Genomic DNA, 25927 nt, shown 5'->3' on the forward strand with positions numbered 1-25927 from the left:
CGCCGACTCGCCAGGGCGGGCAGGCCCGCGTCTGCAGGGATGCGCCCTGCAGACGCGACTTCCCCTGCACGCCTCGGCGGTCACGAGCGGCGCTTCGTCGTCCGTCATGCGGCCCCCGCGAGCACGACGGTCGGATACATGGAGGCGAATCGGTGGCGTACCTTCTCCAAAGCGACGGCGGCTGGCGGAAGCCCCACGTCAACCCGGCGCTGGTCCAGAGCGGTCGGCGCGCGCACAGGGCACCGGTCAATCCCATTCGCGCCGAGGAGAAACTGGGTACCGAATTCCTGGTCGTGCCCGTGGTTGATCAGGGCGCGGTCGTGAAGATGCGCCCAATGCCGGACAGGTGCGTCGTCGTCTTGGACGGAGCGGCGCAGCAGGATGGCGGCTGCCCGCTGGAAGTCGGGTTCGTCGTTGGAGTGGAGGGCGATACTCCAGGCGGCGCGAGCAGCGTCGGGACCGACGAGGCGGTGGCCGGGCCAGCCGTCGTGGTCGGCCAGGATGCGGCGCAGCAGCTTGGTGCTGGCGTGATCGGCATGTCGGCCCCGTCCGAGCTGGATGGCGTCGAGTTGGTTCCGGAGACGCCGTGCCCGGCGCGCAGCCGACTGCTCCGCCAGTCTGATCAGTTCGCGGGCGAGGTCCGGCCGGAGCGGTTCGGCGGTCGTCACGCGATGCTCCGCTCGTCCGCCGAGGACCGCCGCTCCCGGACAACTCGGCAACCGACGAGTGCGCTCAGACCAGGCCGGTGTTCCGTGGCCAGTTCGAGTCGGGCGGCCCGCTCGCCGGTCTGTCCAGTCCCCGCGCTGCGCAGGTCCCAGCCCATGTCGGTGAGGCGCTTGAGAAACCGGGCGATCGGATCGACGTCGAGAGGACGACGGGCGAGGGCCTCGGCCCGCACCAGCGGCAGGTCGAGCCGGGCGGCGAAATCAGACGCCCAGAGTGTGATGAGCCGGATCGTGTCATCGGAGCGGTCGGGGAGGGTGTGAACGTGGCCAAGGAATAGGGAGGGCCCCGCGCCCCATACAAGGTTGGGCTCACGCTGCAAGATCATGCAGGCGAGCAGGAGGCCGTCCTCGAACAGTCCGGCCAGCTCTGCCTGCGGATTTCGGAAGAGATCCGGGATGTCGGCGCGGGCGGATACGGGCAGGCTGCGGAGGGTGAGCCAGCGCTGCCGGTCCTGGACGAGTGCGACGGCTTCGGCTCGTTCGGCTTCCGTGCGCAGCGAGCGCATCTCGTACGGGGACGCCATCGGCGTCGGCCGCTGCGGCGGGGGTGCCGATGGTGTCTCGGCCGCCGTGGGAGTAGGGGACGTTGTCACGAGTTCGCCCCGCCCTGCGCCCCGCCGGCCTGCTTCGCGGTCAGCAGGTTCCAGGCGTGGGCCCGGGTGACCAGCCTGGTGGTGTCCGGTGCGCCCGTGTCGGCGAGGAGCTTGTCGAGGGTCGCGCGCAGGTCCCCCGGGTCGATGTCGGCAGCGTGTGCGATGTCGAGCAGCCTGCTGTGCTGGGTGACGGCTCTGAGCAGGCTCATCTGCTCGGTGCTCAGGTCGGGCGACGGCGCCTTCGCCGCCGGGACGCTGACCTCTCTGACCCTGAGCAGGCGGTGGGCGACGACCGCGAGGGAGCAACGTTCGGGGCAGTGCAGTTTCCTGCGTACGGTGATCATGTGCGAACGGACCGTGTGGACCGACACCGTCTCGACGTTGGCGATCTGGCGTGTCTGGAGGCCGTTCACCACATGTTGGGCGATGCGTCGTTCGGTCGGAGTGAGCGGCGTGGTCCTGGCGGGCGCGGTCATGGCGTGATTCCTCGTGGGTATCGGTCAGTGGGCCGGCGTCGGGCGCAGGCGTACGGGGAGAGTGGTGTGGCCGTTGCTGATCAGGCTGGGCAGTCGCTTCAGCTCGTGTGGGGCGGCGGCGAGTTGGATGTCGGGGAAGCGTTCGAAGAGCAGTCTGAGGACGGCGGTGACTTCGAGGCGGGCGAGCGGAGCCCCGAGGCAGAAGTGGACGCCGTGGCCGAAGGCGAGGTGCTCTTTGCTGGGGCGGGTGGCGTCGAAGCGATCGGCGTGGCTGTGCCAGCGGGGGTGCCGGTTGGCGGCGGCGTAGGAGGCGAGGATGGCGTCTCCGGCCTGGATGGTCTGCCCGTCGGGGAGCGCGATGCCGGCGCGGGCGTAGCGCAGGGGGAGGTGCTTGATGGCGGGCTGGTGGCGCAGTGTCTCCTCGACGATGTCCTGCCAGGTGCAACGGCCGGAGCGGACGTAAGCCAACTGTTGCGGGTCGGTACACAGGGCGGTGACGGCGGAGTCGATGACGTTGACCGTGGTCTCGTATCCGGCCGCGAGCATCAGTAGGAGTGTGTCCCGCAGTTCGGCGTTGCTGAGGGCCGCGCCGTCGCCCTCCTCGTCGCGGGCGGCGATCAGCGACGAGGTCATGTCCTCACCGGGCTCGGTGCGCTTGATCTCGATCAGAGTGTTCAGCAAGCCGTAGAGGGTGGCGGTGTTGGCGACCTGTTCCTTGACGGTGAGGTGGGTGGCGAACACGTTGTCCACTGCGGTGCGGAACTCGGGCCGCCGGTCGGCAGGTACGCCCATGAGCTGGCCGATGACCGCGATCGGTAGCGGGTAGGCCAGGTGCTCTCGCAGGTCGACGGTCTCGTCGGCCGGAAGGGCATCGAGGTCGTCGAGGATGGCGTTGACGAGGGTCTCGATGTAGGTCTGGAGGGGAGCGGTTCGGCGCGCCGAGAGGGTGGGGGCGACCATGCGGCGCAGGCGGCTGTGATCCTTGCCGTAGGCGGTGAACATGTTGCTGACGGACACCCACAGGGCCAGTGGCCAGGTGGGCACGGTCTCGGCGAAGTCCGGCCAGTGAGCGCGGGCGTCTTTGGAGACGTCCTTGCTGGTCAGGAGCTGCTTGAGGAGGTCCGGGTCGGACACGCTCCAGGCGCGCACGCCGAGGAGGTTTACCAGCGTGGCCGGGCCGCGATCGCGCAGGGCCTGGTGCTCGGCGTCCGGGTCGGCCCCTGTGGGGTCGAGGACGAGGATCTGCTGTGGGGACACATTGCCTCTTTCAGCTCGCGGGGAAGGCGACAGGCAGGGCGGTGAGGGAACGGTGGAAGGGGCCGGGGCGCCAAACGAGGTCGTCGCGGTGGCCGACGAGGTCCATCTCGGGAAGAACATCGAGGATGTGGAGGATGGCGGCCTCGGCGGCGAGATAGGCGTGCGAGCTGGCGGGACAACGGTGCGGGCCGGCACCCCAGGCGAGGTGGGCGCGATTGCCCACTGCCCGGTGGGCTCCCACGGTGGGGTCGTTGTTGCAGGCTGCGTAGCTGATGACTACCGGCTGGTCAGCCGGGAGCAGGTAGCCACCGATGTCGACCGGCCGAGGCGGGTAGGTCATCGCGAAGTTCGCCAGCGGCGGGTCGCGGTAGAGGACCGTGTCGAGCGCCTCGCGGACGGAGGCATCGCCCGCGTGCAGGTCTCCGGAGAACTCGTCATTCGTCAGCATTTCCAGGAGGGTGTTGACGATCAAGTTGGTCAGGGGCTCGATACCGGCCCCGTAGAGGGTGATCAACTGCTGGCCCATCTCGGTGTCATTCAGCCGGGCGAGGTGCACGAGGAGCCTGCTGGTCACGTCGGAGCCGGGACGTCGGCGGCGCAGGGCGACGAGGTCGGCGACAGCCTGGGCGAGGATCCGGTTGCCGGTGGAGGCGTTGACCCCGTCGAAGATCTTCGCCATTCCATCGGCGATCCGGTGGCCGACATCGTCTGGGCAGCCGAGCAGGTAGCTGAGGGTCCGGAAGGCGATGGGCCATGCGTACTGGGAGAGAAGGTCCGCCTTGCCGGCGGCCTTGAAGGTGTTGATGGTCTGCTCGGCGACCCGCTCGACGTGGTCGCGCAGCGCGTGCTGGTCGACAGCTCCGAGAGCGGCGGTGTTCGCGGCCCGGTAGCGCGCATGCTCGGCGCCGGCCGAGCGCAAGGCATTGGGGCGCCACTCCATCATGGGACGGATGGGGCAGGTGTCGGGGACGGACGTCTGCCACCGGCGCGGGTCGGCGGGAAAGCGCTGCGGGTCGCCAAGAATTCGGCGCGCTGCCTCGTAGCCGACGACCAACGTCGCAGGTACGTCAGGGGCCAGGAGGACGGGAACCAGGGAGCCGAACTGCAGCCGCATGCGCTGGTAGGACGTGTGAGGGTCCTGGGCGAAGTCCGGCTCGTACAGGGGGATGCGGTGGTTCGCGGTGCTCACGGTCGGGGCTCCAGACTGTGCGCGAGTCGGACAAGGTATTCGGTGAGCTGGATCAGGGCCTGCATGCAGGACGCTCGCTCGCGGGCGTCGCACACGGTCAGCGGCGTGTGTCCCGCCAGGGCGAGGGCCTCGTGGACCTCGCCCAGCGGGTGGTGGGGCGCGCCGTCGAACTGATTGACCGCGACCGCGTACGGAACGCCGTTCTCTTCGAGGAGGCCGAGGATTTCGTGGGAGGCGTCCAAGTCGCGGGGGTCGACGAGAACCAGGGCTCCGAGGGCGCCGACGATCAGCTCCTCCCACAGGAACCTGAACCGGATCTGGCCCGGAGTGCCGAAGAGGTAGAGCACCAGGTCGTCGCTGAGGTGCGTTCGTCCAAAGTCCACGCCGACGGTGGTGGTGGACTTGGCCGGCGTGCGTGCCAGGTCGTCGACCAGGGCACTCGCCCGGGTGATGGGCTCCTCCATGTGCACGGGAGGGACCTCGGAGACGCTGCTGACGAAGGTCGTCTTGCCCACCCCAAAGGCTCCAGCGACCACGATCTTCGCGGTAGCCGTGACGGTCGGCGCGACAAACCGGTCAGGCGTGAGCGCGGAGGCCATTGAGGACCCTTTCGATGAGTGAGGCCGGGAGGCGGTCGTCGGGTTGGCCCTGGGCGAGGGTCATCAGCCCGTGCTCGATGAGGTCGGCAACGAGAATGCGGGTGGTCGAGGGCGGTAGGGCGAGTGCGGAGGCGATTTCGGCAACGGCCAGTCCTCCGCCTTGCGCGGGTGCGAACAGGGCGAGCAGCCGACGTGCGTCCGGGTTGAGTCCGGGGCGGGTGCCGGTCGCGGCGAAGACCACGCTCTCCAGGCGCACGTCCGTGCTGGGGCGGGTCCGCCCGCCCGTGCGGACGTAGGGCCTGACCAAATCCGGGTCCTGCCGCGGCCTGCTCATGCCGACGGTGCTTCCGCGTCGCCGATGTCGCGCGTCCTGACCCCCAACTGGTCGCCCACGCTCGCGGCCAGGCGCAGTGCGGCCTCGCTGATCACGCCAATATCGGCATGGGGGCTGTCAGTGCGCACGGAGAGCATCGTGTTCTCTCCGGCCGGGATGAGCAGGGAGATGTGGTTGACCGATTCCATGACGAACTGGCGGACGCCCCCACCGGTCGTCTCCCGGTCGTAGGCCCTCGACGCTCCCCACAGCGTGGAGGCAATGGCCGAGATCTTCTCGGCGCGCTCGCGCGGCAGCCGGTCGGTGTGGGCCGGGCTCATGCCGTCCGCGGCGACCAGTACGGCGTACTCCACGCCGGCGGTAGCCTCCAGGCTTTCGAGGAGCCAGCCGATGTTCTTGTCGGTCATGCGTCGTGTCCTTGGTCAGTATCGGCAGTGGGGAAGGTGGCCTTCTGCTCGGAGCGGGCGCGCTGGGTGCCGCGGGACCAGGCGGCGACGACGCTCGCCCGGCCCGGCTCGGCGTTGGCCGGGCGTCGAACGGGAGCGGAAGCAGCGGCCCGGCGGTGGCGCACCGTCAGTCCGCTGGCGGTCGTGCGCACAGTCCGGTCGGGCTCCTCGGCCGCAGCAGGGACAGGAGCCAGTGCGGGTTGCGGGGTCACCGAAACCGGGGCGAGCGAGGGGGGCCGACCGTCCGGGACGGGGGCAAGACCAGCTTGCGGTGCATCTTGCATCGGCTGCGTGTACGTCGGTGACGCCTGCGGCACCGTGGTGAGGAGGTCTTGCGGGAGAGTGAGGAGCGCCCGGGTACCCAGCAGGGAGTTGGGTGCCTGTACATCGACCCGGAATCCGTAGGTGCGCGCGAGGGCGGCGGCGACCCTGAATCCGGTCTGCGGGTGGGCGCCGAGTTGCGTGATGTCGTCGGTGCGGTGTCCGGTGAGGACGTCCCGGGCGCTGTCGAGCTGCTCCGGCGTCATCTGCAAGCCGCTGTCGTCGACGAAGACGGTGACCCCGTGGTGGCCCTGCTCGAAGAACACATGCACCCTGGACTGCGGTGGTGAGAAGCGCAGCGCGTTGTCGAGCAGGAGCGCGAGGGTGTGCACCACTGGCCCGACCACGCGCGTCTTCACCGCGACGGTCAATTCCTGTGGCTGTACGCGCTGGTAGTCCTCGACATACCCCATCGACGCCCGCACCACATCGGTCAGCGTCGTCGTGGGCCAATGCCGGGTCAGCCGGCCGCCGGCCAGGATGGTCCAACCCTGAGCGACCAGCAGCATCTGCTGCACGGTGTGGTCGATACCGGTCAACGTCTCGAACGCAGCGTCGTCCTCGTGCTCACGCACGCCCTCGCTGACCTTGCGGCTGGTCTTGGCGGCCATGCCCACGAGCGCCGAAGACACGCTGCGCACCGCGGCCTCTGTGGAACGCACGGCAGTGGCACGTACACGCGCGATCTACTCCGCGCCGATCGTCTTCGTCTGTTCGATCTCTCGGTGTGCCGCGTGCTGGATATCGCGGACCACCGCCTGGACGACGTCGGCGGCGCATTTGGTCACTGCGGTCAGCTCCTCACCGACCGAGGTTCCGGCCAGCTCCGGTGCAGTTGCTGGCACGGAAATCCGACCGCCCGCCTGGTGGATCTGGGGCAGCGTCTCGTGGACCAGCTTGTGCAGGGCACGTTCGGTCCCCTGTTGTTCGCGAGCCAGGAGGTGCGCCTGTTGCCGCGTCTTCTGCCAGCGACGGTGCGCGGCCCAGGCCGCTGCTACGGCGAGGACGGCGGTAGCGGCGAGCAGGATGATCGTGGTGATGGCAATCGCGTTCATCAGACACCCGCCGCCAAGAGCACGGCGACCTCGGCTGCCGGCTCCCCCGAGTCGAGCAGCGCAGCGAAGTGGGCTGGCAAGTCGAAGCGGGGCAAGCACAGCCAGTCGATCGAGCCGTCGTCGCAGAGGGGGGCACTGGTCTGTATGTCGTCGATCAGGCCGTACTGCTCGATACGCGGAAGGCGCTTCATCGTGTGGGTCTCCGTTAGCCCCGTGGATCCGGGGGTGGCGTCAGGGCCGCCGCAACGGCCGGGAACTGTCGGTGAGGAGAGACTCCGAGGGTCACCGGACCGCAGGAGGCTCGATCCGAGTCGGTGTGGGGTCCGCTTCTGCTGGAGCCTCTGGACCGGTCGCGCGACCGCCGCGAAGAACCAGCCACGTCATGGGGCCGAGAATCAGCGCGATCAAAACGGCCCCGGTGACGGTCACGTCCGGGACACCGAAATGGCCAGAAACCAGGTAGGTGATGACGACTACGAAGACCACTCCGCACAGCCCGTTGATGTGCAGGTTCCGCCAACGCCGTCTCCACGTCGGCAGGGCCGGCCCAACACCGTCGGACTGCACTGTCGCAACAAGTTCCCGGGTCACTTCGGCGAGCCTGACCAGATACACCCTGCTCGGCATGTAGCCCTCGGGGACGCTGGCCGAGGCAAGCTGCTGCGCACGGAGCAAGGTTGGCTCGCTCGGTGCCGCCAGGACTCCGAGCCGATTGACGTGGCCACGCAGACGCCGCGCGAGGTCCTCCACGTCGGCCGCACTCTCCGGCAGCGGCGAGTCCTCGTCCAGCACGAGCGCCACCGTCTCGGCTGCGGCCACCGCCTGATTCCGCCGCACCCTCTGCTCCACGTCGATGTGGTCCCGCCCGTCGCAAGCTTCCCGACGGAGGCCCAGCGAGAGACGCATAACGCAACTCCTTTTCGATTCAAGCCAAGTTGAGTGAAGAGCGCCGTGTAGCGCTGACGGCGGACGTGCAAAGTGAGTCATTCGGCCGCTACGTTGAGCGAACCGTGAATCCCTGCCGAGGGATATGCCTGCGCTGCCACCAAGGCCGTCAAAGGCGTCAAAGATCATCTTGGAACCGAGGGGCAGCCCATGGCCCGTGAGCGAAACGTCGCCCTCGCCGCACTCCTGCACGAAGCAAGCTGGTCCCAGCCCCAAGCTGCCGCCGCTGTCGCCCGCGTTGCCGCCGAGAGCGGTGCGCGCGAGTTGGAGGCCATCTCCCGCTCGCACATCGCCATGTGGGTCCAGGGCACGCGCCCGAGCGGAAGAGCTCCCCATATCCTGCGCGAGACGCTGTCCCGCAGACTGGGCCGCCGCCTCACCCTGGCCGACCTTGGGCTGGAGGGAGAGCCGACAGTCCCGAGCGGCAGCGGTACCGACTGGAGCATCGACCCCCTGACCGTGCTGGCCGAGCTGGGAAGCAACGACCTCGATATGCACCGACGCAAGCTGCTGGCGACCGCCTCGTACTCGGCCGCTGGCCTCGCCTTGCCCACTGCCTCCTGGTGGGCAGCCGCCCCGGCCGCAGCGGCCAAGCGCCCAGCGACCTCCTCCCGACTGGTAGCTCAGGGCGACATCGACGACGTTCGGGGCTTGACGACCTTCTACTCCGCGCGCGACCAGCAGCGTGGCGGAGCCTCTGGGCGCTCGGCCCTGGCCGGCCACCTTCGTGACGAAGCGGTACCCCTGCTCAGCAGCAGGTTTCGTACGGAGCAGCACCGCCGTGACACGTACTCTGCCGTGGCCGAGATGACCTACCTCGCGGGATGGATGGCCTTCGACGCCTCCGAGCACCGCACCGCCCAGCGCTACCTCACTCTTGCCGCCCGCATCGCGGCCGAAGCCGACGACGGACCGCTCAGCGGCCACATCCTGCGCGCCCTCGCACACCAAGCCGTGGACCTCGGGCACCCACGCAGGGCACTCGCGCTGGCCGACGCCTCCATGTCCCGCGACCGCTACGGTCAGGCCAGCGACCGCGAGAAGGCACTGCTGGGGATCGTCCACGCCCGAGCCCTCGCCGCCGACGGAGACCGCGCCGGAACCCTCGCAGCCATTAGCCGCGCAGAGCGCGACCTCTCCCGCGCCGACAACAGTGACGCCCCTGGGCGCGTCGACTTCTTCCAGGAAGCCTCCCTTGCCCATGAGACCGCCTGCGCCCTCCGCGACATGGGGCAGCCCCTCGACGCGGAGATCCACTTTCAGCGCAGCGTCGCCACCCGCCGCCGGCAGCAATACGCCCGCACCCACAGCGTGACCCTTGGCTACCTCGGCGCCGTCCAGGTCCAGCAGGGACGCCTCGCCGAGGCATGCGCTACCTGGAATCGGGCTCTCGACGCCATGACCGGCGTACAGTCCGGCCGTGCCCGCGACGTCATCGTCCGGATGCAAAGCGATCTCTCGCCGGTTCGTCAACGAGGGGGTCGCCACGTCGCTGAGCTGGATTGCCGGGCACGGGACATGTTGCGGGCCATAGGCTGACCGCGAAGCAGTTCCGCGGCACAGTCCGGCTGCCGAACACGCAACTCCGAGGGAGAGGAACGAGCGCCGATGACGACGTACGAGGTCGAATCGATCGCAACGGTCGTCGGGGGCCACACCCGCGTTCTGGACGACTACCAGGGCGGAGTCGAATCGATCATCCGTCTGAACGACGTGTTCCCCCTCGAAACACTCCAGGGAATCGAGGAGTTCTCCCACCTGACGGTGACGTGGCGTTTTCACCTGGCCCGCCCCGAAGACGTCCAGCTTCACGCGCGTAGCCCCCGGGGAAACCCAAAGTGGCCGGTGACCGGTACGTTCGTCCACCGCAACCACCGGAGGCCCAACCAACTGGCAATCAGTTACCCGCGCTTGCTCAGGGTGGAGTGCCGGGACCTCGTGGTCACCGATCTCGACGCTGTAGACGGAACGCCCGTGCTCGACCTCGCACCGTACTTCGAGCAGATGGGACCCCGTGGGGCTGTACGCCAGCCTTCCTGGCCGAGCGAAATGCTCGACCCCTGCTACTGGACGGACGCGGCCGATCGATCCGTGTAAGCGCCAATTTCCACAGCGGGGCACTTCCGACTCAGCCGTTACCGCCGTCCACTCGGAGGGGTGTCCCGAACTGCTGGCCTCGCTCTCGGCACGGCCGTCCGCCTCCGGGCGAACGGGTACCTCCGCCCATACGACTTTCCCAGGCATCCTGTGGGCGGGGTAGCACCCCCATCGCCGGCTCATCGCGGCGACAATGGAGAGTCCTCGTCCGCTGGCGGCTTCGAGGCCGACCTGCTTCACGACGGGCGCAGCGGTGTCCCGGTCCCAGACCGACACCCGGACGACGTCGTTGATGATCTCAAGCGCGATCTCGAAGGTCTGGAGTGTGTCCCGCTGAGCATCAGAGGGCTCCTGCTGGTCCCCCTTCTTGGGATGCCGTACGGCGTTGGTGGTCAGCTCCGACACCAAGAGCCTGATGGTCTCGATGCTGTCCGGGTCCACACCCCAGCGGGAGAGAACGTCGGTGGTGTGAAGCCTGGCCATCCTGACGGCGTTAGGGGTGCCGGCCAGCAGGAGCCTGTCTCGCGGGGGTGGTGCCTGGGACACGGTGTGCCTCCCGAGTGGGGAGAGGAGCGCGGGGTGCGGTCGCTGGCTCTCGCTCGATTCGTGTTGGGCCGCCTGAACCCCGACTCGACGTTCAGGGGGTAGGCAGGTGGAGTGCCGGGGTCGTGCCATACCCGAGCGCGAATTGCGTAGGCCGGCTGTCGTCGGCTGCCCGGTTGTTCCGGGTCGGGCACGACCACAAGAGAACCGCGACAGCGAGGGGATATGAAGGATGCAGTAAGGGTGGCTTCAGACGTGCGAGTTGGCGCAGTTGGCCGGAGGTTGTACGCATGGCAGGCAGTACAAAGCAGGGGAAGCAATCGGTCCTTCGGGCTGGCAGGTTCGCGGGCCGCCGCATCGTGGTGACGGGCGGCTCCAGGGGCCTGGGGGAAGCAGTGGTCCGCCTACTGCTGGCCGAAGGGGCCCGGGTCGCCACCTGCGCACGCACGTCGGAGTCCTTGGACGGGCTACGTCGTTCGCTCGGTGCCGGCGACGAGCTGTTCACCCAGCCGCTGGATGTCGCCGCGCCGGAGCTGCTGGAGCGGTTCGTGGACTCGGCCGCTGCTTCGTTCGGTGGTCTTGATGGCGCGGTGGCCTGCGCGGGAGGTGCACGTGGCCGGGGCATCACCGACGCCACGGCCGAGGACTGGGCGACGACCTGGGCCTTGAATGCCGGCCACTTTGCTCGGCTGACCGCGAGCGCCACCGGTCATCTCCGGGCGTCGGAGGGCGGGTCGATCGTGGTCGTGTCCTCGATCTCCGGCTGGAAGCCCGGTCCGCAGGCGCAGTACGGGGCGAGCAAGGCCGCGCAGCTCCACATGGTGTCCTCGCTGGCACGCGAACTGGGACCGCTTGGGATCCGCGTGAACGCCGTGAGCCCGGGCTCCATGTTGATCCCGGGAAAGCGGTGGGACCGACTGAGGCAGGAGGACCCTGCCGCCTTCCAGCGGTTCGCTGCTGAGTTCCCGGGGCGCGAGCTGGTCCGTCCCGACGAGGTCGCGGACGCGATCGCCTTCTTGCTCTCCGACCAGGCCCGAGGTGTGACCGGGGTCAATCTTCCCGTGGACAGGGGACAAAACGCGCCGACGCCACGGGGCTACTGAGGACCCGCTCAGGCTGCGGATACTCCGAGTATCGGGCGGGCCTTGCGCTCGAAGTCGCGGACGATCGCTTCGTGCCGGCGGAGGGTGAGGCGAGTGCGGAAGTCGCGCAGGGCCTGTACGGAGCGTTCGCTGTGCACTCCGCTGAGCAGGCCCAAGGCGCTGCTGGCCGTGCCGACCGCTTCGTCCAGCCGGTCCTGCTGGAGTAGTGCGGTCGCCAGCACCGAGCTGCTGATCGCTTGCCGACGGCGTCGATCGCTGTTGGCCTCGACCGAGGCCGCCGCGAGGCGCTCGGCTTCGGACGCCTCCCCGAGATCGCGGTGGACGAGGGCGGCCTCAGCGTTCAGATAGTGGTGGTCGAGATAACGGACCCAGAGGGACTCCTCGGCGGGACCGTGGCTGTGCTCCAGGGCAGCACCCGCAGCGACGAGCGAGGCCGTCGCCTGCCGGGAATCATCGAGCATGGCGTATCCGCGGGCAGCCATGGCGTGCAGTCGCATGAGACCGAGAGGACTGCCCGCGGACTTGGCGGTCGCGATGCCCACGCGGGCCAGGGCGACCCCTTCGGCCGGATTGCCGAGGCTGGTCGCGAGATGGGACATTCCGGCGAGAATCTGTCCGCCGAGGACCCGGTCACCGCCCTCGGCACACAGTCGGAGTCCTTGGATCATGTAACGCTCGGCGAGGCCGTATTCGGCGGTGTCGTACGAGCACCAGCCCGCCATGGCGGCCAGTTTCGCGGCGTAGACGTAGAGGCTGCGGCGCTGATGCGCAGGCAGGTTCCACTGCTGGAGCATGGGGGCGAGCTGGGTGCTGAGGTAGCCGACGATGCTCGGGCGGACGTTTCCACCGCCGAAGCGGTTGTCCATCAGGTCGAACATAGCGGTCATCGCTTCGACTTGCTCGACGGGGCCGCCTCCTGCCACAGAGGCAAGGTGTGGCGCCTGCTCGTCCTCAAGGAGCCACAGGAGCCACTGTCGTTGTGGGTCCATGAGAGCGCTCGCGACGAACGGGACAGCCCCGAGCAGGCTGCGTCGCGAGATGTCCGTGGAGCCCAGCTCCGCGAGCGTGTGCAAGCTCTCACCCACGTCTTCACAGTACGTCAGCGCACGGGCAACCACGGGCCGCAGAGCCTGCGGAAATCCGAGGTCGGTGGGCGAGACGGACCGGCCCAAGAAGCCTCCGATGGCCTCGGCGATGAACTGAGGGGACTTGCCCTTGGGAATCATTCCTTGCACCCAGCGTGTGATCGACGCCTTGTCGTAGCGCGTGATCTCGCCCTGCAGGGCGCCCAGTTCATTGACTCGCCGCGCCAGAGCCGCGTTCGAGCATCCCGCTTCCTTGATCAGGGCGGCAAGGGCCGTGTTGCCCCCTCCAGCCCCCGTAGCACCGCCAGCCATGCGTAGATGATGCCCCGCCGATCACCCTGTGTCCCAGTCTTCGGACACTCAGGTATGGAAGAGCAACGCTCGTACAACCGAACAACCCCCTCGCCCCCTCCTCCCGCGTCGCCGGAGCCATGAAACTGGTAGCGCTGCGGGCGCTCGGCCTTCCGGCGCGGACACCGCTGGAGCGCCATCGACGCCCCCGGCTCCGGAGGGAGAAACATGCAGCCTGTAGTCATCCTGGACTGCTTCACCGTCGAGCCCAGTGGCCTCGGCGTGCCGCCTTACTTGTCGACGTACGTGCGCAGCGCTTGGTCCGCGCTACGCCGGGCGCGCCCCGAGGCAGAGGTCCGGTACCTGACCATCGACGACGTCAGGTGGTGCCTGGCCGGAGGCCGGCCTGCCGTCGAGCCGCCCCAGAGCGATCCGCTCACGTACTCGGCAACCGTCAACCGGGGAAACGCCGTCCAGCTTCTGCGGGACGCCGAGATCGTCGTCGTCGTGGCAGGCGACGCCGTCCCGTCGGTCCATCTCCACGCGGTGAACGGGTCGCTGCAGGAGATCGCCCGAGCCCTCGCCTGCGCGCGGGGGCAGCGCTTCCTGCTGGGCCCACTGTCCACGTACGCGGTGGCGGCACCCGCGGAGTACGCGGGGTTGTTCGACGCCGTCCACACCCACACCGTCACGTCCGGCGATCTGCTTCTTGGCAGCCGTCAGCCGGCGGACTACGTGCAGATGCGGCGGGACCGCGACTCATTCACCGGCCTGGTCGAGCAGATGCCCTGGCGGCCAATCGCCGAGCTGGAGCTGTACCGCGGCTGCACGCGCCGGAAGTTCTGCGACTTCTGCAATGAACCGGCCAAGTCGCCGATGGTCGCCTTCCGCGAGGTGGACGACGTCGTCGCCGAGGTGGAACAGCTTTACGCAGCCGGCGTCCGCAACTTCCGCCTCGGGCAGCAGACCTGCTTCTTCTCCTACCGCAACCGCGACGAGGAGGCGATCCGCACCCTGCTGGGCGGCATCCGCCAACGCTGCCCCGACCTGGAAGTCCTGCACATCGACAACGCCGATCCCCTCGCCGTCGCCTCCCCCGTGGGTCGGCGCATCGCCAAGTTGGTCGCGGACTACTGCACCGAGGGCAACTGCGCGCCCATGGGCATCGAGTCCTTCGACCCCGCCGTCATCGAGCGGAACACCCTGACCTGCACGCCCGAGATCCTCATGCGAGCGGTCGAAAACGTCAACGAGGCAGGAGCCGCCCGTGGCCCCGGAGGGCTGCCGATGCTCCTGCCGGGCCTGAACCTGATCTACGGCCTGCCCGGCGAGACCCACCGCACCCACGCGGCCAACCTCCAGGGCCTGGCCGCGATACTCGACGCTGGCCTCCTGTGCCACCGCACCAACCTCCGCCTGGCGCGAGCCTTCCCAGGTACGCCGCTGGCCGCCCGCGGAAAACTGGAGCCGCTGCCGTCCGCCGAGCACTTCGCCACCTGGAAGGCCGATGTCGACCACATCTGGGACCAGCCGATGAAGGAACGGGTGTACCCCACCGGCCTGCGGGTGCCGGGCTTGCACTCCTACTTCATCGGGCAAGGCGGGACCTGGTGGCGACGGCTCGGCTCGTACTCCATCCAAGTCGTCGAGAGCGGGGCGGCCGTGCCGCTCGGGACCACCGCCGACCTCGTGGTCACCGGACACGCTCCACGGATGATCTACGGAGAACGCTGTGCACCCACTGCCTGACGGATCACTCGCGACCCTGGCGGCTCTGGACTCAGCAACCGACCGGACCGTCCGGGCCGGGCTGCTGCTGCCCTGGGCGAACGTGGCGGTCGAGACCGAGCTGCCGCGTCTCGGCCTGCGCAACACGGTCTTCCACCACGCCCGGCTGGTCCCCGCGTCCGGGACGACCGCCATCGACGAGTCCTTCTGGCACGGGCTACGGGCGGCCTCGGCGCAGGCACTGGACTCGCTGTCGCACGTCGAGCTGGACACCCTGCTTCTCGCATGCACATCGGCCGGGTTCACCGGCGGCCCGCCCCTGCCCGCCGGCATCACCACGGCGTTCGACGCGGTACTCGCTGCGTTGGCCACCGCCGATGTGACGCGGGCCGTGCTCGCCACTCCCTACCCCGTCGAAGTCACCAAGGCCGAGACCGTCGCGCTCGCGGAGGCTGGCGTCGATGTCCTGGCGCACGTGAGCCTGGGTCTGGACGACGGGTACCCGCAGGTGACCACCGACAGGGTCCTGGCACTGGTGGACGAACTTCCGCAGCACGCGGTCGACGAGGCGCAGGCTGTGGTGCTGTCCTGCACCGGGTGGCACACCCTCCAGGCGGTGATCGAGCTGGAGCAGCGCCTGCGGATACCCGTCTTCTCCTCCAACCTGGCCATGGCCCTCTTCGCCGCCCGCCTCAGCTCAGGAGTCACGGCATGACCGCTGTCCGCCGCACGACAGTGAAACCACAGGAGATCCAGCGGGTGCACCGGCTCGTCGCCCGTGCCGCTGCCCTGCCGGACGTCCGGGCCGAAGTCGAGGCCAACCACGACAACAACCGGTGGTGGCCCATGACGATCACCGACCCGCGGGTACGGATGCTCGCCGCCGGCTGGTCCACCCGGGTCTCCTACCGCATGATCGGCACCTACGCGGCAGTGATCCGGGCAGCGGACGCCTTGGGCTTCGATGCCCTGGTCGCCTCGACCGAGGGCGAACTCGCCGAGCTGGTGCGCCCCCTGGGCCTGGCGCGGACCAGGACCGACTACCTACGCTCGCTCGCCGATCTGCTGCAGGGCTGGACCAAGGAGGGCGTCGACCCGCTCTCACCCTCGGCCAACGGCGACGAGCTGGTCGACGACTTCGCCCAGCGTGTTCGCGGGGCCTCGTACAAGGTCGCCCAGTGCGCGCTGCTCACCGCTCGCGGGTATCACTGCGGGATCGTCCCCGTGGACTCCGGCATGGTCAGCAAGCTCGCTCCCGCCCTGGGCATCGACCTGCCGTCCGGATCGATGGCTCACGAAAGGATGCGGCATGTCCTGGAGGCCGCCGTCCACGCTCGGGCAGGCGACCTCCGCGCCCTGGCCACCGAACACGGCCACCAGGTCACCATCCCCGAGGACGCAGAGCCGACCTGGTGGGTGCACCTCACCTTGATCTACTTCAAGCGGCTGTACCTCAACGGGCCCTCTCCAGAGCTTTGCCAGCGCAGGCCGCTGTGCGCCAAGGCCGTCGGCTGCGCTCACCGCGACCGAGCCGACGAGCCAGGGGGCAGGGGGTGACGCGCCTCGACGTGATCGGCAACGTGAGCTGGGACGTGACCCAGTACCCGGACCACCGCGGCTGTGCGCGCCTCGGCGGCGCCGCGCTGTTCGTCGCGCTCGCGGCGGCCAGGGCGGGCCGCCCGGCCGCACCGGTCTGCGTCCTCGGCGAGGACTTGGCCCACGTCCCGCAGGCGCCGGGACTCGACGGGCTCGACTGGTCAGCACACGGTGGGGCCGACGGCCCTTCCACCCGCTTCGACCTCCGGTACGACCTGCAAGGCGAACTCCTCGACCTCCGGACCGACTACGGCGTCGCCGAACGGCTCACCAACCACGCGCTCGCCCACGTGGAGCGAAACCCGCGCAGCCAGTACCACGTCTGCTGCCGCCGCCCCCTCGATACGGCCGCCGTCCTTGACCGGCTCGTACACCACGGCGCCACTTTCAGCGTCGACTTCTTCCTGCCGAGCGCGCAGGACATGATCCGGACCACCGCCCCCTGGCTCAACCGGGCAAGCACAGTGTTCGTCAACGCGGCCGAGTACCGCCTCCTCCAAGCCATCACCGATACGACGGACCTGCCGGAGGTCGTGGTGACCGACGGCCCCCGCCCAGCCCGGGTATGGGCCTTCGGTCGGCAGGCCGCCTCGGTGGTGCCTCCCTCCCGGGCGCCATGCGAGGTGTCGGGGGCCGGTGACACCGTGGCCGGCACCTTCCTCGCCCACCGGTCACGGGGCGCAACGCCCGCCCAGTCCCTCGCCGAAGCGGTGGAGGCAGCAGCCCACTTCGTGGCGGCCCCTCCCCTTCCCATCCCGGCACAACGCCGTGCCTGACCACAGATTTGGGGGCTCCTGCTGGTGTCCATCTACATAGCTCACCGGCTCTTCGCCGCTCACGACCGTGCCCTCGCCGCTGCCCTCGCCGAGCGGCTCGCCGCAAAGGTCGGCACCGAACGCGTCTTCCTGCCCTTCTGCGACACCGACGAGGAGGACTTGATCGCCGAGGTCAAGGGCCGCCGTCTGTTCGAGCTGGACCGGGACCGCCTCGGCCGCCTCGACGCGATGGTCGCCCTCCTGCACGGACCGAGCCTCGACGACGGCGTATGCATGGAGATCGGCTACGCCGCCGCCAGCGGCATCCCGGTGCTCCTGCTCACCACCGACTTCCAGACTTACTCCCTCACCGAGGACGGCGCTCACCTCGACTTCCCGGACCCGCTGATCCAGGCGGTGGCCAACCGCGTCATCCGGGTGCCGCGCCTCGGGCCACCGACGTCCTCGCACCAACAGGGTGCGACGCACTACGCCGAGTTCCTTTCCCGGAATCTGGGCCAGGTCGGCGCTGCGCTCGACACGGCGGTCGAGGCTGTGCTGGGACTGCCGACACCCGTTCTGCGACCGACGCCCCCAGGCGAGGACAACCTCGTGTACGTCGAGGGGTCGCCGTACGCGGCATGGGGGCACGACCACCTCACCCGTCCCTGTCTGGACGCCGGCCACAAGGTGGTGCTGCCAGGGCGTTTCACAGCCACCGCCCCGATAACTGGCGCCCTGGACGATCTGACCGCGGCGTGCGGGGCATCGCGGCTCCTGGCGGATGTCTCCGGTCCGGAGACCCCTCCCGGTACTGCTCTCCTGATCGGTGCCGCCCTCGCGTCCGGTGTCCGGATCGCAGCCTTCCACCCGAAGCCGACGTACACCCACGCCTCCGGCCGCGAGCCGAACTGGCGCAACCTCATGATCCAGTACGCCGTCCACGCTCACCTCACGGACAGGGAGACAGTGCAGGCATGGCTGGCGATGTGAACCTCAACGGGATGGCCGCTTACGACACGCTCGTCCTCGAAGGCCCCGACGGAGCGGGCAAGAGCACCCTCGCGCAGCGCCTATCAGCGCAGCACGGCTTCCGGGTGATCCACTCCCCTAAGACGCCTGACCATCTCGACCTGGCCACCCGGTACCGCGAGATCCTCAACGGTACCGGCCTCATCCTCTTCGACCGCTGCTTCGTCAGTGAGCTGGTCTACGGACCCCTGCACCGCGGCAAGTCACGCATCACCTGGAGCGAAGCGCTCGATCTGGCCGAGAGCGTGATGGACCGCATGGGCCTGTTCGTCCACCTGACCGCGCCCCCGCCTGTCATTCGCCGACGGCTCCTCACCCGCGACGGCGAAGCCGCCAGCCTGGAGGAGGTCACCGCACTCGTCACCGGCTACCAGCGGGTCTTCTCCACGCTCGCGGACTACACCAAGGTGCTCACCCTCGACACAACGGTCCTCGAACTCCCGTCAGCCGGGTGAAGGCGATTTGAAGACTGCACGCCGGACCCACGACTCCCGCTAGGCTGCGGCAGCACCCGCTGTACCGCTCCGGAGGAGTCGTGGACATCTCATCCGCCCAGAAGCTCGCCTGGGAGAACAAGCTCGTAAAGGGCTTCAACACCGACAACGTGTCGATGGAGTTCGGTCTCCTCACGGCCGAAGTCGGCGAGGCTTTCACCGCCTGGCGCAAGGGCCTGCCCGACCTGGGAGAAGAGCTGGCCGATGTCTTCCTCTACCTGACCGCAGTGGCGGAGATGAACGGGCTGGACCTCGATTCGGAGGTCGAGCGGAAGATCGAGAAGAACACACGGCGTACGTACGAGCGCAACGAACACGGAGCGCAGATCAGGACGAGCAGCGACTGAACGCTGACCCGCGTCCACCGCGAGGGTTCTCCAGATGAGGGCGGCCCCTGGCTCACGCCAGGGGCCGCCCTCATCTACCTGTGCTCCGCAGCGACCGCCGTCAGGCTGCAAGGGCATGGCTCTCGGCTCTGTCACCCATCACGTCGTCGTCGCCGTCCGCCTGCGGGCTCTCCAAACCGAGCAGCTTCAGAAGCTCGGCCGTCGGGACGCGGTAGGCGTTGCCGAGCCGCAACACCCGGACCGGGTAATCCCCTTGCCTGGCGAGCCCGTAGCCCGTCGAGCGGCCGATCATGAGCGCCTTATTGGCGGTGTCGAGGTCGATCACCGCGGGCAGGGCCAGCAACTCCTCGCCAGTCAGTCCGCGCCTGTCGAAAGAAGGTGCCGCCACGTTGCCCTCCAAAGCATTTAAGGTGTTCCTGCGTCGCCATACGTGTATCACGGAGTTGCGGCAGCACTTTTTAGCGATCTAAAGTGCTGCCATGACACACGATGGATGGGCGGCAGCGTTCACCGCCCGGGTAGCACAGGCGATCAGGGAGGCCCGCAAGGCCGCCGGCCTCACCATGGGTGAGGTGGCCCAGGGCTGCACGGACCGTGGCCTTGAGATCACCGAGCACGCGCTGAAGAACCTGGAGCTGGGGCGGAAGGCGAGCCTCCCCTTGGCCGACTTCGTAGTGCTGGCGGACGTTCTCGACGTCCCGCCGGTCACGCTCCTGTTCCCGCTCGGTACGTCCGCCACGGTGGAGGCCCTGCCGGGGCGGACCACCTCGACGTGGGACGCGCTCGCATGGTTCACCGGGGAGACCCCGCTGGACGAGCCCGCTGCCGAGGGCACCGCCCGGAATGCCCTCGACCAGTTCCGGCATCACGGCGATCTTGTGGCCGCCGCAATGACCTCCTACGCCCTGGCCCGGGAGCGCCGACGGACGGCCAGCACCACGCTCGACCGCGCTCGCAGAGCCACGCTCCTACAACGCGCCGAGGGCTACGAGGAGCACGCGTACGAAGACGCCCAAGAGCTGCGGGCCTACCGGGAGCGGATGCGGCAGCGCGGGCTCACTCCTCCGGCCCTCCCCGACGAACTCCGCTTCGTCGACCAGCCCGACATACCCACCGACGCAGGGGAAATCTAGTGAAGAACGGCACCATAACCCGACGGTGCCGGTGCACTGACCCGGAGACCGGCAAGGCCCTCGGGGCGTCGTGCCCGAAGCTCGAAGGACGGCGGCACGGCACCTTCGGGGTCTTTCAGGAGCTGGATCCCGACCAGGACGGTCGCCGTCGGCGGTTTCGTCGCGGCGGTTTCGAGACCTCCACCAAGGCCAAGGAGGAGTTGGACCGGGTCCGCGCCCTCATGGCCATCCCCGAGGAGGACGACGCCTGGGGCAAGACGCAGATCAGCGATCTGCTGGACAACTGCGTCAAGGAAAAGTCCCCGCTGCCGGACTACGACGAGACCCGCCGCCGGTTCCAGACCGGGCAGGCGCTGAACTCCAAGGTCACCGTCGGCGAGTGGCTGGACACCTGGCTGACCGGACGCAAGCGGCTGCGCAGGGGCGGAGTGGCGCGCTACGAGTGCGATATCCGCATCCATCTCAAACCCCAGCTCGGGCACCTTCGTCTCGACAAGCTCCGGGTCCACCACATCGACACGATGTTCGACGCCATCAACGAGCGGAACATCGAGATCCAGGAGCAGAACACCCAGCGACGGGCAGTCGCCGCCGAGCTGAAAGCGACCCCGAACAAGGGGGCGGAGAACCGAGCGCAACGAAAGTGGTTCCGCGCCCAGCTCGACGCGATGTCGCCGTTCCGCCGGATTACCGGCCTGAACACTCAGCCCCATATCCGTGACACGCTCCGGGCTGCGTTGAACGTCGCTATCGCCCAGCAGGTGATGCCTAGCTTCAACCCGGCCGCCCACGTCGAGCTGCTGCCGGGGACGAAGCCGAAGGCGCTGATCTGGACCGACGAGCGGATCGCTCGCTGGGAGGAGACCGGGGAGAAGCCTTCGCCGGTCATGGTCTGGACTCCAGAACAGGCTGGCGTTTTCCTCGACTTCGTCGCACAGGATCGCCTCTACATGCTCTGGCGCATCATTGCGTTCCGGGGTACGCGACGGGGCGAAGCCTGCGGCCTGCGCTGGGAGGACCACTCCGCGAAGGCGCGTTCGTTGGCCGTGGCCACGCAGCTTGTCCAGGACGGCTGGGAAGTCCACGAGGGTGCACCGAAGACCGACAGCGGCTACCGCCTGATCGCCCTCGACGAGGAGACCAACGACGGCCTTCTCGCCCACAAGGCACGCCAGCAGCGGGAGCGCGAGGCATGGGGCGAGGGCTGGCAGGACACCGGGCGCATCTTCACCCAGGAGGACGGCTCCCTTCTCCACCCCGGCAAGGTCAGCGACCTCTTCGAGCGCCTCACCGTGGCCGCCGGCCTGCCGCCCATCCGCCTCCACGACCTTCGCCACGTCGCCGCGACGCTGATGCTCGCGGCCGGGGTCGACATCAAGGTCGTCTCGGAGACACTCGGGCACTCCGACACCCGGATCACGCGGGACATCTACCAGTCCGTCCTCGACGACCTCGCCCGCGACGCCGCCGAGAAGGTCGTGCAGCTCGTACCGCACGCCCGTAAGCCGCTGGCTGCTGTCCGCGATGACGAGCCAAAGTCGGACACGACTCCTTGGCGGCCCAGGATGGTGCCGCCACGCAAGGACGACGCGACGAAGCAGGAACGTTCCGCCTGACAGCAGGTGAACAGGAGCCCCGGTCAGAGGGAAGCTGACCGGGGCTCCGGCATGTGAGGCCATCATCAGGTGGCCGTGCTGCCAGCCGACCGGAACTACATAACGACGACATCTGAAAGCGCTACGACGCGCGGTCACCCGGTGGAGAAAGCACCTCGCCGAACAGGCGGATGACCACCTCGTCGTCCAGGAGTTCCTTTCACATCTGCCAGACGTGAGCGCCTGAAGACAGCATGTATCTCGACGACGGCTTTCTCACCCTCAAGCGGCACGACCCAAAGCCCAGATGCCGGCCTGACTCTCTACCAAGTCCTCGACGTCTTTCAGGACCTGCCGAAGTGCTGGACCGGCATCTGCACCACCTGCGGCCGCCCCCTCGCCAAGAGCAGACCGCCGAACAGCAACAGTCGTTACCAGACCTTTTGTTCGCGTCGTTTTCGGCCATGGTTGAAGCTTTTCGTGCGGAGCCAGCCTGCGTTTCGGGATCATCAACGCATCGGCGGCGGCGTGCTGTTGCACCATGGCGCACGTCGCCGTGGCTGCGGAGCGGACGGCAGGTGATGTCGGCAGGGAGAGAAGTGGGGGGGGAGTGGGTAGTGAAGGCGCACCTGAACCGAAGGGAATTGCTGCGTGCTGGAGCCGCCGGAGGGCTCGGTGCTGCTCTGGCCGCAGGACTGCCACTGGCCTGGCCGACTCGCGCATCGGCCGAGCAACAGCAGGTTTCCGGGACCGACTTGGGGGGCGTTCGTGCGGCCACGGTCCAGTGGATGAGCCGCGTTCCCGGTGCAACGGACCTGCGCGGCCTGTCGATTCCGGGAACGCATGAGTCGTGTGCCCGCTTCAAGGCGGGCAGTGCGGGTTTCGCTCAATGCCAGAACCAGGATCTGCACTGGCAGCTCCGAGCCGGGGTGCGCTACCTCGACATCCGCTGTCGCGTGTACGGCGACATCTTCACGATCCATCACGGCCCCTACTACCAGGGCATGGTGTTCGGGGAGGTGCTGAAGACCTGCCGTGATTTCCTCGCCGCGTATCCGACGGAAACCATTCTCATGCGGATGCAGCAAGAGTATTCCGACGACACGGCGGCGTACAAAAGGATCTTCGCGGAATACCTCGACGTCAAGGGGTGGCGTTCGCTCTTTCATCTCGACCGCTCCTTCCCCACTCTCGGAGAGGCCCGCGGGAAGATCGTTCTCATGTCCGGGTGGCCCTATCTGGATCAGGGCCTGCGCTTCTCGGACGAGAGCTTGTTCTCAGTCCAGGACGACTACGCGGATCCTCAGCCAGGACGCAAGCAGCGTCTGGTGGACGAGCAACTGCGCGCCTCCTTCTGGAACTTCCACGGCCGGAAGATATATGTCAACCACCTCAGCGCGACCGGCGCCGGCAGCTCAGTGTGGACGCCGTGGAAATACGCCGCGCGGCTCAACCCGTGGACGCGGAAACTGCTGGAAGGCGATTACTTCTACAAGACCCACCGAACTGGCATCGTGGCCATGGACTACGTGGACAGCCCGGACGGCAACTGGAACGCCGGCGACATCGACATGACGGCCTGCGTGATCCGCTTCAATACGTTGACCCGGCCCGTCCTGGCGCCTGGGAAGTCCTATGTCGTCTGGAACCAGGCGACGGGCAAGGCGCTCGACGGCGGTACGGCGCAGACCTCCGTCGTCCAGTGGACCTACACGGGGCTGCCGCAGCAGCGCTGGACTCTGGAGGCCGGCTACGCCCCGGGCATCTACCGGCTGCGCTGCGAACGCAGTGGCAAGTACCTGACCTGCCGGGCCGGCGCTGGAGCCACCCAAGAGAACACGACTCACCACTACTGGCAGATCGCGCCCGCGGGCGACAGCGGGTTCACCCTCCGCCAGGACTATGTCGGCTCCGACCTTCGTATGCAGGACGGCACCAAGGAAAGCGGCAAGCAGCCCACCCTCGGCGGCAGCAGCTCGCACGACGATTCTCACTGGATATTCGACGAGCGTGTCCAGGTCCGGTAGCCGCCACGGTGCGCCCGCCCCGTGGCGGAGGCGCCGCAGTGACGGCGGCTCCGCTGACGGGAGGGGAGCCCGAAGCCCGGCCGTCCCCGTCACATGGGAAGAGGAATGCACATGAGAACATGCAGAATCGTCGCAGTGCTGATGGTCGCGGCGCTGTTCGGTTCCCTGGCGACATCGGCCTCGGCGGGGGAGAATCCCGGTCGAACCGCGGCGACCGGGAGTTCGGGGCGGGGACTGGCGATGCTCCCACGCCCGACCGCACCGGGAGCAGCGAAAAGAGATGCGTCGAAGGCGCCGCGCCCGGTGGTTTTCGTCCACGGTTATCAAGCCGATGCGGGCGTATGGACGAAAATGGTCGACGCCTTCCAAAAGGCCGGATACGCAACCGGCGGCGTCATCAAGGGGTGTACCGCCACCAGAGACTCCGCAAAGCAGACAAACTGCGGTGACATCTTCAGGTACGACTACAACGCCGAGACCCATGACCGCATCTCGAAGATCGGGGCGGGGTTTGCCGCATGGGTGAAGCGGCAATTCGGCAACCAGAAGATTGATATCGTCGCCCATTCGATGGGCAGCCTGGTCACACGTTACGCGATCAAGGGCTACTCCGGATCGGCGAAGTACATGACTCCGCTGACCGAACCACTGGGTGGTCAGGTGGTGCACTGGGTCTCTCTGGCCGGCCCCAACAACGGCCGCCCCAAGTTGTCGGAGTTTTGCGTAGGCGTTGTTCCACCGACCGGACTGTGCACCGAAGCGGTCGCCGACATGGCCTTCGGGCTGTACACCAACTTCCTCGGTATCCTCAACGGCGACGTGCCGACGCCGACGCCAACCATGTATCGCACCTATCGCTCGCCCTGTGACGAGATGGTTCCCGAGGAAAGTGTCCGCCTTGAGGGGGCCAGTAACCGCCAGGTCTCCTGCCCGGACCACGACGGCATGCTCAGTAATGCGGATGCCATCGACGGAACCGTCGCCTTCCTGGATCCGCCTTCTCCCGGGCCCGGTCATGTCTACAACATGGTGAACACCGGCAACGGCTTGGCGCTGGCGGTGGGCGGTTGGCCCAAGCCCGGCGTGAAGGTCGGTCTGGATCGCGTGGGCTATCCGTACACGAAATGGCAGATGGTCAAGTGGGGCAATGGCTCGGTCGGGATGATTCCGGACACCTACCAGACCGCCGCCTACCTCACCGCCAAGAACAATCAGTTGTCTGTCGAAACGGCTGGCAACTCCAACAGCTGGGACCTAGAGCAGGCGCCGGGCGGCGCCTATTACATCGACGACCGGGATGGCCCGAATTCCCTCTGCGTGCTCCCCTGTACCGAACTCGCTCAATTCCAATGGTATTTCAATGAGATGCCGGAGACGTTCCTTTTCCAAGGAGGGGTCGACGCCGATTTTCGGATCCTCCAGCGCCACGAGGGCGGCTACTACCAGGCGCGGTACAGCCTGACCAGCCACTCCGACAAGCCGATCGACAACTGGTCGGTGGACCTGACACTGCCCCACGGCGTAAGCGTCGACACGGTCTGGGGTGCCGCACGCAAGGGCCGGACCCGCACCGACCAGCAGGGCCGGACTGTGGTCACCCTCATCGGGGTCGGTGACCTGGCGCCGGGGCGCCCGGTGCAGGTCGTGTACAGCGGCAACGCGCCGGGGCTCGCCACCGACCCGACCCCGGTCAAGGTCAGCGGCAACGACGCCTGACCGAGGCTCCCCAGACAGGGCAGGGTAGGTCACCGGTGAGGCTCCGCCGACGTCCGACGGCCTCGGCCGGGAGGTGCAAGTGGCTCGGCAGTGGCTGCGGTTCGCCACGGCCAGCTGCCGCACGGCCCGGCCCGGCCCGGCCGGAGCCGGCTCAGTGGTCGCGGCCGGTCCTCACCCGGCGGCTACGTCGACGACGCCGAAGGGCGCCTGGCCGGTAGGCACCCGCCCGTACGGACCTACGGCCACGCCGTCGGCGTCAGCCGCCGACCGCTCCGCGCGCCTCGGCCACCAGCCGCTCGGCCGCGCTCAGGGTGGCGTCCAACTCCGCCGCCAACGCCCCGGTCCCCGCGAGCAGGGCGGTGACGCGGTCGGCGAAGCCGGACGGGGTGCGCGGCAGGGCCGCGACGGCCGCCAGCGCGCCCTTCTCCGCGCTCCTACGCATATA

General features: G+C 68.3%; 29 protein-coding genes and 1 pseudogene. 14 read left to right on the plus strand and 16 right to left on the minus strand.

Annotated elements, in window-relative coordinates; translation table 11 throughout:
* Window positions 1-104: 104 nt before the first annotated feature.
* The 12 genes from D9V36_RS20335 to D9V36_RS42125 all read right to left on the minus strand — a co-directional run bounded on the left by D9V36_RS20335 (window position 105) and on the right by D9V36_RS42125 (window position 7901).
* Window positions 105-668 carry a DUF6624 domain-containing protein gene (locus D9V36_RS20335; protein ID WP_129295041.1) on the minus strand — a complete coding sequence of 188 codons (564 nt, stop codon included), beginning with the start codon at window positions 666-668 and terminating at the stop codon, window positions 105-107.
* Entirely contained in the window at window positions 665-1318 is a 654-nt protein-coding gene (locus tag D9V36_RS20340; protein WP_347239722.1) for a hypothetical protein, read from the minus strand. Before D9V36_RS20340 ends, D9V36_RS20335 begins: the two co-directional genes overlap by 4 nt.
* On the minus strand, window positions 1315-1794 hold the full coding sequence (locus D9V36_RS20345) for a LuxR C-terminal-related transcriptional regulator (RefSeq protein ID WP_129295042.1): 480 nt from the start codon (window positions 1792-1794) through the stop codon (window positions 1315-1317). The genes D9V36_RS20340 and D9V36_RS20345 overlap by 4 nt, the downstream gene beginning before the upstream one ends.
* 24 nt (window positions 1795-1818) lie before the next feature.
* Entirely contained in the window at window positions 1819-3051 is a 1233-nt protein-coding gene (locus D9V36_RS20350; protein ID WP_129295043.1) for a cytochrome P450 family protein, read from the minus strand.
* A 10-nt stretch (window positions 3052-3061) separates the two neighbouring features.
* On the minus strand, window positions 3062-4240 hold the full coding sequence (locus D9V36_RS20355) for a cytochrome P450 (protein ID WP_129295044.1): 1179 nt from the start codon (window positions 4238-4240) through the stop codon (window positions 3062-3064).
* Window positions 4237-4839 (minus strand): GTP-binding protein, encoded by a 603-nt coding sequence (locus D9V36_RS20360; RefSeq protein ID WP_129295045.1) that lies wholly within the window; start codon window positions 4837-4839, stop codon window positions 4237-4239. The genes D9V36_RS20355 and D9V36_RS20360 overlap by 4 nt, the downstream gene beginning before the upstream one ends.
* Window positions 4817-5173 (minus strand): DUF742 domain-containing protein, encoded by a 357-nt coding sequence (locus D9V36_RS20365; RefSeq protein WP_129295046.1) that lies wholly within the window; start codon window positions 5171-5173, stop codon window positions 4817-4819. The genes D9V36_RS20360 and D9V36_RS20365 overlap by 23 nt, the downstream gene beginning before the upstream one ends.
* Window positions 5170-5580, minus strand: a complete 411-nt coding sequence (locus tag D9V36_RS20370; RefSeq protein WP_129295047.1) for a roadblock/LC7 domain-containing protein — start codon at window positions 5578-5580, stop codon at window positions 5170-5172. The genes D9V36_RS20365 and D9V36_RS20370 overlap by 4 nt, the downstream gene beginning before the upstream one ends.
* Window positions 5577-6572, minus strand: coding sequence for an ATP-binding protein (locus D9V36_RS20375; protein ID WP_129295048.1), 996 nt, complete (start codon window positions 6570-6572; stop codon window positions 5577-5579). Before D9V36_RS20375 ends, D9V36_RS20370 begins: the two co-directional genes overlap by 4 nt.
* A 54-nt stretch (window positions 6573-6626) precedes the next feature.
* The gene (locus D9V36_RS20380) at window positions 6627-6995 is read right to left on the minus strand and encodes a hypothetical protein (protein ID WP_129295049.1); all 369 of its coding nucleotides are present in this window, start codon (window positions 6993-6995) and stop codon (window positions 6627-6629) included.
* Window positions 6995-7186: a trehalase-like domain-containing protein gene (locus D9V36_RS20385; protein ID WP_129295050.1), complete on the minus strand. Its 192-nt coding sequence runs from the start codon at window positions 7184-7186 to the stop codon at window positions 6995-6997. Before D9V36_RS20385 ends, D9V36_RS20380 begins: the two co-directional genes overlap by 1 nt.
* Before the next feature lie 91 nt (window positions 7187-7277).
* Complete coding sequence (locus D9V36_RS42125) at window positions 7278-7901, minus strand: DUF6415 family natural product biosynthesis protein (protein WP_241721332.1); 624 nt, start codon at window positions 7899-7901, stop codon at window positions 7278-7280.
* Between the two features lie 189 nt (window positions 7902-8090).
* Between D9V36_RS42125 and D9V36_RS20395 the strand changes: the two genes are divergently transcribed.
* Both D9V36_RS20395 and D9V36_RS20400 read left to right on the plus strand, forming a co-directional pair.
* On the plus strand, window positions 8091-9479 hold the full coding sequence (locus tag D9V36_RS20395) for a Tat pathway signal protein (RefSeq protein WP_206739701.1): 1389 nt from the start codon (window positions 8091-8093) through the stop codon (window positions 9477-9479).
* A 69-nt stretch (window positions 9480-9548) separates the two neighbouring features.
* Complete coding sequence (locus D9V36_RS20400) at window positions 9549-10037, plus strand: SAM-dependent methyltransferase (protein ID WP_129295051.1); 489 nt, start codon at window positions 9549-9551, stop codon at window positions 10035-10037.
* Window positions 10038-10223: 186 nt separating this feature from the next.
* Here the strand turns inward: D9V36_RS20400 and D9V36_RS42675 are convergent.
* Window positions 10224-10712 (minus strand): annotated as a pseudogene (locus D9V36_RS42675) (ATP-binding protein); the annotation flags it as partial.
* A 158-nt stretch (window positions 10713-10870) separates the two neighbouring features.
* Here D9V36_RS42675 and D9V36_RS20410 point away from each other — a divergent pair.
* The gene (locus tag D9V36_RS20410) at window positions 10871-11683 is read left to right on the plus strand and encodes an SDR family NAD(P)-dependent oxidoreductase (RefSeq protein ID WP_129295052.1); all 813 of its coding nucleotides are present in this window, start codon (window positions 10871-10873) and stop codon (window positions 11681-11683) included.
* Window positions 11684-11691: 8 nt separating this feature from the next.
* Here the strand turns inward: D9V36_RS20410 and D9V36_RS20415 are convergent, their stop codons facing one another.
* Window positions 11692-13080, minus strand: a complete 1389-nt coding sequence (locus D9V36_RS20415) for a hypothetical protein (protein WP_129295053.1) — start codon at window positions 13078-13080, stop codon at window positions 11692-11694.
* Window positions 13081-13287: 207 nt separating this feature from the next.
* Between D9V36_RS20415 and D9V36_RS20420 the strand changes: the two genes are divergently transcribed.
* The 7 genes from D9V36_RS20420 to D9V36_RS20450 all read left to right on the plus strand — a co-directional run bounded on the left by D9V36_RS20420 (window position 13288) and on the right by D9V36_RS20450 (window position 19011).
* Window positions 13288-14808, plus strand: a complete 1521-nt coding sequence (locus D9V36_RS20420) for a radical SAM protein (RefSeq protein WP_129295054.1) — start codon at window positions 13288-13290, stop codon at window positions 14806-14808.
* Complete coding sequence (locus D9V36_RS20425; RefSeq protein WP_129295055.1) at window positions 14792-15502, plus strand: hypothetical protein; 711 nt, start codon at window positions 14792-14794, stop codon at window positions 15500-15502. Before D9V36_RS20420 ends, D9V36_RS20425 begins: the two co-directional genes overlap by 17 nt.
* A complete protein-coding gene (locus tag D9V36_RS20430; RefSeq protein WP_129295056.1) occupies window positions 15499-16344 on the plus strand; it encodes a hypothetical protein in 846 nt (281 codons plus the stop codon). Before D9V36_RS20425 ends, D9V36_RS20430 begins: the two co-directional genes overlap by 4 nt.
* Window positions 16341-17159 carry a PfkB family carbohydrate kinase gene (locus D9V36_RS20435; RefSeq protein ID WP_129295057.1) on the plus strand — a complete coding sequence of 273 codons (819 nt, stop codon included), beginning with the start codon at window positions 16341-16343 and terminating at the stop codon, window positions 17157-17159. The genes D9V36_RS20430 and D9V36_RS20435 overlap by 4 nt, the downstream gene beginning before the upstream one ends.
* A 24-nt stretch (window positions 17160-17183) precedes the next feature.
* Window positions 17184-18131 (plus strand): nucleoside 2-deoxyribosyltransferase, encoded by a 948-nt coding sequence (locus tag D9V36_RS20440; protein WP_129295058.1) that lies wholly within the window; start codon window positions 17184-17186, stop codon window positions 18129-18131.
* Complete coding sequence (locus tag D9V36_RS20445; protein WP_129295059.1) at window positions 18116-18625, plus strand: hypothetical protein; 510 nt, start codon at window positions 18116-18118, stop codon at window positions 18623-18625. Before D9V36_RS20440 ends, D9V36_RS20445 begins: the two co-directional genes overlap by 16 nt.
* Before the next feature lie 80 nt (window positions 18626-18705).
* Window positions 18706-19011, plus strand: a complete 306-nt coding sequence (locus tag D9V36_RS20450; protein ID WP_129295060.1) for a MazG nucleotide pyrophosphohydrolase domain-containing protein — start codon at window positions 18706-18708, stop codon at window positions 19009-19011.
* Window positions 19012-19111: 100 nt separating this feature from the next.
* Here D9V36_RS20450 and D9V36_RS20455 read toward each other — a convergent pair whose 3' ends face one another.
* Entirely contained in the window at window positions 19112-19399 is a 288-nt protein-coding gene (locus D9V36_RS20455) for a hypothetical protein (protein ID WP_129298561.1), read from the minus strand.
* Between the two features lie 91 nt (window positions 19400-19490).
* Between D9V36_RS20455 and D9V36_RS20460 the strand changes: the two genes are divergently transcribed.
* The 4 genes from D9V36_RS20460 to D9V36_RS20475 all read left to right on the plus strand — a co-directional run bounded on the left by D9V36_RS20460 (window position 19491) and on the right by D9V36_RS20475 (window position 25482).
* Window positions 19491-20144 (plus strand): helix-turn-helix domain-containing protein, encoded by a 654-nt coding sequence (locus D9V36_RS20460; protein WP_129295061.1) that lies wholly within the window; start codon window positions 19491-19493, stop codon window positions 20142-20144.
* Window positions 20144-21760: a tyrosine-type recombinase/integrase gene (locus tag D9V36_RS20465; RefSeq protein ID WP_129295062.1), complete on the plus strand. Its 1617-nt coding sequence runs from the start codon at window positions 20144-20146 to the stop codon at window positions 21758-21760. Before D9V36_RS20460 ends, D9V36_RS20465 begins: the two co-directional genes overlap by 1 nt.
* A 596-nt stretch (window positions 21761-22356) precedes the next feature.
* Window positions 22357-23766 carry a phosphatidylinositol-specific phospholipase C domain-containing protein gene (locus D9V36_RS20470; protein ID WP_164992993.1) on the plus strand — a complete coding sequence of 470 codons (1410 nt, stop codon included), beginning with the start codon at window positions 22357-22359 and terminating at the stop codon, window positions 23764-23766.
* Between the two features lie 141 nt (window positions 23767-23907).
* On the plus strand, window positions 23908-25482 hold the full coding sequence (locus D9V36_RS20475) for an alpha/beta fold hydrolase (RefSeq protein WP_241721334.1): 1575 nt from the start codon (window positions 23908-23910) through the stop codon (window positions 25480-25482).
* Window positions 25483-25738: 256 nt separating this feature from the next.
* Here D9V36_RS20475 and D9V36_RS20480 read toward each other — a convergent pair whose 3' ends face one another.
* Complete coding sequence (locus D9V36_RS20480; protein ID WP_129295065.1) at window positions 25739-25924, minus strand: hypothetical protein; 186 nt, start codon at window positions 25922-25924, stop codon at window positions 25739-25741.
* Window positions 25925-25927: the final 3 nt, after the last annotated feature.

Source organism: Streptomyces lydicus (assembly GCF_004125265.1).
GTDB classification, from domain to species: Bacteria; Actinomycetota; Actinomycetes; order Streptomycetales; family Streptomycetaceae; genus Streptomyces; species Streptomyces lydicus_C.